This is a genomic window from Deltaproteobacteria bacterium CG11_big_fil_rev_8_21_14_0_20_42_23 (assembly GCA_002796345.1).
GTDB lineage: Bacteria > UBA10199 > UBA10199 > 2-02-FULL-44-16 > 2-02-FULL-44-16 > 1-14-0-20-42-23.
In genome coordinates this window covers 1-5,045 of record PCXC01000063.1, presented here as the reverse complement: position 1 = coordinate 5,045, position 5,045 = coordinate 1, and the positions used below count along the sequence as shown (strand labels likewise).

Below are 5,045 nucleotides of genomic sequence, written 5' to 3'. Positions count from 1 at the left end.
ATCTGTCGCTGGGATACAAAACCCCTGCTTCCGTTCATGCTGGACGACTTAACTAAGTGTCAACTATTTTAGGACGTGACAGTTAGAGTATTTGCAGTAAAATGCAATAACCCCACCTAACCTCCCCTTAATCTAAGGGGAGGAATCCAAACACCCACTCCACCAATCACACAAAAAACGCTGAAGAAGCATTCGCCTCTCCAGCGTTTGAAAAATTCAATGCATTGTGACTACTATCGTCCTTGGCTCTTATGATCTTCAAGACTAAGTTCATTTAATATCCGTTGTACAATTTCTGGGTAAGCAATTTTCAACATTTCATATCCAAACACCATTCGTGCAGCACCATCAGCGACGAGCTGGCTGAGAAGAAGGGCTGGTCCTTTATGCTCCCCGTACTCCTGGTATTCAGTACTTTTTAGGGGACGGTTCTCGCCTTATAACTAACTGATATTATTTGCTTATTTTACACAACTCGGAAAATCCGGGAAAGGTACCGCTCTTTGTTGTCATGGAGAAAAGTCAATTCCATGTGCATTTTGCACATAAAATAGCACATTTCTGGGTACGAAGCGAAAGAAGCTTACCCAATCTCGCTCAAGGCTTTTATCCAGGGGTAGGCCCATTCAATGAAAAGGCCCAAGACAAACCACAGCGGGGCGTGCGGGAAATAAATGAGGCCCTGCAGGGAATAGGCGCGCGGATAATTCCACGGGCAGAGATTCACTTTGTCCAGCAGCCAACCGGTGAGGTATTGCGAAGCAAAAAACACACCCATGTAAATGAGGCCACGCATCCACCACTCGTATCCGCCAAGTTGGTGCGCCAGTACAGGAAAGAAAAAAGCAATGAAACCATAAAACGGGAAAAGCACAATAGAGGCTTCTCCGGTGAGCACTAACGATTTACTTCGGATACTTTCTCTCAATGCAGAATAGCTCAGTTCAACGAGTAGTCCAAAGCAACCGAAGAGAATAAAGCGAATCAACATTCGTAAACCTCCTTGAAGAGAAAACGTGTGTATCATGACTTCATTGACTTGAAAACTGTTTAAGCTTAGGCAGTCAGCAATTCAAGCAATTTGCTGTCATTGCGATCCGCCTGAGGCGGAGTGGCAATCTCCTCTGCCAATGTAAAAATCGAGATCGCCACAGTCGCTTTGCTCCTTCGCGATGACAAGAAATTTTACTAAAACACCATGTTAAAAGACTTAGCACAATTTTCAGATCTCATTTTGCAAGACGATCCTCGCATTGAGCACTACCGGGAAGATACGATGTATCGCGGAAATCCCGAGGCTGTTGTGCGTGTGCGTGATGAGCAAGAGCTTAAAGAAGTGATGAAATATTGTTGTGCTAAAAAAAATCCCATCACCTTTTGTGCATCGCAAACGTCCATGACCGGAAGTTCAGTTGCTGATGAAGGCATTTTAGTTTCGCTTGAAAAATTAAAATCAAAACTTGAATTGAATACGTTTCGAAATGAAAGTATTGTCACTTCAAGCCCAGGTGTGATCACAGCTGATCTTCAATCTTTCGTTGCAAATGAAAAAAAATATTATCCTGTTTCTCCCACGTCACGAAAAGAATGCACCATCGGCGCAAACGTAGCCACCAACGCTACTGGCGAAGACACGTTTAAATATGGAACCACTCGCCAATACGTTCGACGCTTAAAAGTTTTGCTTGCAGATGGAAGTGAAAAAATATTTGAACGCGAAGCTGATGAAAAAATAAATACAGAAAAAAACAGGGCCGGATATTTAGCTGATTGGAAAAATCCCATCGATCTTTTCATCGGTTCCGAAGGCACACTTGGTGTGATCACAGAATTAAGCCTCGCCGTGCTAAATCATGCGCCACGCTACTTTGCCATGATGCTTCCCTTTACTTCAAATGCATCAGCTTTGAAGTGCATTGTGGATATTGTTTCGCAAAAAAAATTTCAGCCAAAAGCTTTAGAAATGATCGATGCCTTTGCATTGCGCGTGATGAAAACACATCCACACTTTCCAAGAATGAGTGATCATGCGCAAGCTATCATTTACCTTAAACAAGAATACGAAACGGAAGCCGAAAAAGAACAATGGCAAAAAAAATGGCTTGAATATCTAGAAAAAAATCAAGCGTGCTTGACGAATGACATTCTTTTTGCAGACACAGAAAAACAATTTGAGACGTTTCGAAATTTTAGACACCACATTCCTACCACCATAAATGAAGACGCAAGAAAGCTGTGGCCAGCAGGTGGAGGAAAAGTGGGAAGCGACTGGTGGGTGCCGGTGAATCAGCTTTTGCCGATGATGGATTATTTTTATAGTGCAATGGCGGAAGCAAATCTTCCCTTTATGGTTTACGCGCATTTAGGAAATGGTCATCCACACACCAACATTTTTTGTAAGAATAGTGAAGAGAAGAAAAAAGCACGCGACATCTTGAAAAAAGCGTGCAAGAAAGCAGTGGCCTTGGGTGGCGGAGTTGCGGGCGAACATGGCATTGGAAAAATTCAGCGAGAACTGCTTTCGCTTCAGCATAGCCAAGAAGTAATTGCCAAAATGAAACAGTGGAAAAAAGAGTATGATCCGCATTTTCTGCTAGGCCGCGGAAATATTTTTTAGCTTAATTCAAAACAAGAAAGGATATTCATGAACAAAATTTTTTCACTTCCATTTTTTGTTTTACCCCTTTCTCTTTTACTTGGTCTCTTCCTGCGGCATTTTTTATTTCTTCTCGACAGCACAATGCTTTCGCGTTTTTCGTGGGCCATCATTTTGGCAGGTGCAGCGCTGCTTGCTTTGGCTTTTCTTTTTTATAGTTTTAAACATCACGCTCCATTTGCATTAAGTTTTTTAGATTTCCTGCTTATTTTTTTCCTCTTCTTTTTTGTTTCAGGTTTAAAAGAGCATGCTTGGTTTGATCTTCAATCTCAACAAGCAGCGGAAGTGAGCGACACATCTGCACCTGCCGATGTTTACCTTTTTGATAATGCTCATGTTCGCAACGATCAACGCCTCAGAGTTGAAATTAAAAAAGCGGCGCAGCATATTCGTCCACGCCCACGTTCAAGGCATCCTCAGTTTTTTGCACCCATTGAACTTCAAAATCAATCGCCTCAAGAATTTTCTCGTTTTTGGGCGTTACCGCAAACCAACAATGTTCGTCAAAGCATGGAAGAAAAATGGAAACTCACAAGCTTTGCTGGAGTAAAAGTGCAAGAACTGCGCAGTGAATTTTTTCAGTTGCTTCAACAGCGCGCAAACGCAGAAGGCAAACAGCTTCCCAAAGAAATAATTGTAGTGCGTGTCACAGAAGATCCTTCTGTTTTCATAGCAGCCGAGCAACGAAAGGTATTTTATTTTCTTTTAGGAACACTTTTCGTTCATTTGCTCACAGCTGAAATGGTTCGCCGTTTTTTCCCCTAATATTTTAAAGTCTGTAGAAGCATAAGGAGTAGAAATGAATTTCGAAATCAGCCAAGAACAAGAGATGCTCAAAAAAATGGTGCGCGATTTTGCCGAAAGTGAAATTGCACCGCGCATTGAAGAGCTGGACAAAACCGAAACCTTCTCGTTAGACATTACCAAAAAAATGGGCGAGCTCGGTTTGTTTGGAATGACGGTTCCTGAAAAAGATGGTGGCCAAGGCTTAGACTATCTTTCGTATGTGATGGTGATTGAAGAGCTCTCACGTGTAGATGCATCGCATGCTGCAACGGTGGCGGCAGAAAATTCTTTGGGCATTGGGCCCATTGCTGCATTTGGAACCGAAGCGCAAAAGCAAAATTATTTGCCAACACTTTTAGCAGGCACTGCACTTTGGGGCTTTGGTCTCACCGAACCAAACGCCGGCTCTGATGCAGCTGGAACGCAGACTACAGCCGAATTGAAAAATGGAATGTGGACGATAAACGGTTCCAAAATTTTTATCACCAACGCTGCAAATGAAATGTGCGCAGGTGTTACCGTTCAAGCCGTAACGGGAAAAGACGCAAAAGGAAAACCTGAGCTTTCGTGCATTATTGTGGAAAAGGGAACGCCCGGTTTCACCGCAAAAGAAATGCACGGCAAGTTGGTGTGGCGTGCATCAAACACGGCGGAACTTTATTTCGACAATGTGCAAGTGCCCGAAGCGAATTTGCTTGGTGCACGCGGAGCAGGCTTCAAGCAAATGCTAGCAACCTTAGACAGCGGCCGGCTGGGCATTGCCGCCATGGGCTTGGGCGGAGCACAAGGTGCGTTTGAACTTGCACTCAAATATGTAAAAGAGCGCGAGCAGTTTGGAAAAGCAATTGGGAGTTTTCAAGTGAATGCGTTCAAGCTCGCAGACTGCGCTATGGAAATTGAAGCAGCGCGAAGCCTCCTCTACAAAGCCGCTTGGTTGAAAGACAATGGAAAGCCTTTCAAAAAAGAAGCCTCAATGGCAAAACTCTATTGCTCCGAAGTAATGTACCGCGTGGTAAATCATGCTGTACAACTGCATGGTGGCTATGGCTTGATGGAAGAATATAAAGTAGCACGGTTTTACCGCGATCAAAAACTTCTAGAAATAGGAGAGGGCACCAGCGAAATTCAAAGGACAGTGATAGCGCGCGAGTTGGGATGTTTGTAGTTCAATATTCTCCCCTCTTAGATTAAGAGGGGTTGGGGGAGTTAAGGTTTTCCCTAGAGAGAGGAAGAAAGCCTGAAGATCACTTCTCAAATAGCTTAAGGTATTTTCCATAGCCTTCTTTTTCCAAATCTTCTTTTGGAATAAAGCGCATGGCAGCTGAATTCATGCAATAGCGAAGCCCAGTTGGTTGTGGGCCGTCGTCAAACACGTGCCCCAAGTGAGAATCCGCGTGCTTGCTTCTGACTTCGGTGCGAGTGACAAAAAGTTTTCGGTCTTTTTTCGTTACAATATTTTCGGGTTCAAGTGGGCGGAAAAAACTTGGCCAGCCCGTTCCTGATTCATACTTAGTCCCCCCTGAAAAACCCTCCATGAGCACATCGAAGTGAGTAATGAGAGTGGTTTACGGTTTGGTGTTGTTGAAAAAAGGGCGTTTGAAAT

5 protein-coding genes are annotated in these 5,045 nt (G+C 43.6%); 3 read left to right on the top strand and 2 right to left on the bottom strand.

Annotated features, from left to right (window positions below; translation table 11 throughout):
• Window positions 1–583: 583 nt before the first annotated feature.
• On the bottom strand, window positions 584–991 hold the full coding sequence (locus COV43_07505) for a hypothetical protein (protein PIR25004.1): 408 nt from the start codon (window positions 989–991) through the stop codon (window positions 584–586).
• Window positions 992–1,198: 207 nt separating this feature from the next.
• Here COV43_07505 and COV43_07500 point away from each other — a divergent pair, with 207 nt between their 5' ends.
• Genes COV43_07500 through COV43_07490 form a run of 3 tightly spaced genes read left to right on the top strand, consistent with a single transcriptional unit; the run spans window position 1,199 to window position 4,607 of the window.
• On the top strand, window positions 1,199–2,617 hold the full coding sequence (locus tag COV43_07500; GenBank protein ID PIR25003.1) for a hypothetical protein: 1,419 nt from the start codon (window positions 1,199–1,201) through the stop codon (window positions 2,615–2,617).
• Window positions 2,618–2,644: 27 nt separating this feature from the next.
• Window positions 2,645–3,421 carry a hypothetical protein gene (locus COV43_07495; GenBank protein ID PIR25002.1) on the top strand — a complete coding sequence of 259 codons (777 nt, stop codon included), beginning with the start codon at window positions 2,645–2,647 and terminating at the stop codon, window positions 3,419–3,421.
• Between the two features lie 34 nt (window positions 3,422–3,455).
• Window positions 3,456–4,607 carry an acyl-CoA dehydrogenase gene (locus COV43_07490; protein PIR25001.1) on the top strand — a complete coding sequence of 384 codons (1,152 nt, stop codon included), beginning with the start codon at window positions 3,456–3,458 and terminating at the stop codon, window positions 4,605–4,607.
• A gap of 79 nt (window positions 4,608–4,686) precedes the next feature.
• Here COV43_07490 and msrB read toward each other — a convergent pair whose 3' ends face one another.
• On the bottom strand, window positions 4,687–4,977 hold the full coding sequence (gene msrB, locus COV43_07485) for a peptide-methionine (R)-S-oxide reductase (protein ID PIR25000.1): 291 nt from the start codon (window positions 4,975–4,977) through the stop codon (window positions 4,687–4,689).
• Between the last annotated feature and the right edge of the window lie 68 nt (window positions 4,978–5,045).

Coding starts and splice junctions, on each gene's coding strand:
- COV43_07495 (PIR25002.1), top strand. CDS start 2,645: ATGAACAAAATTTTTTCACTTCCATTTTTTGTTTTACCCCTTTCTCTT.
- COV43_07500 (PIR25003.1), top strand. CDS start 1,199: ATGTTAAAAGACTTAGCACAATTTTCAGATCTCATTTTGCAAGACGAT.
- COV43_07505 (PIR25004.1), bottom strand. CDS start 991: ATGTTGATTCGCTTTATTCTCTTCGGTTGCTTTGGACTACTCGTTGAA.
- msrB (PIR25000.1), bottom strand. CDS start 4,977: ATGGAGGGTTTTTCAGGGGGGACTAAGTATGAATCAGGAACGGGCTGG.
- COV43_07490 (PIR25001.1), top strand. CDS start 3,456: ATGAATTTCGAAATCAGCCAAGAACAAGAGATGCTCAAAAAAATGGTG.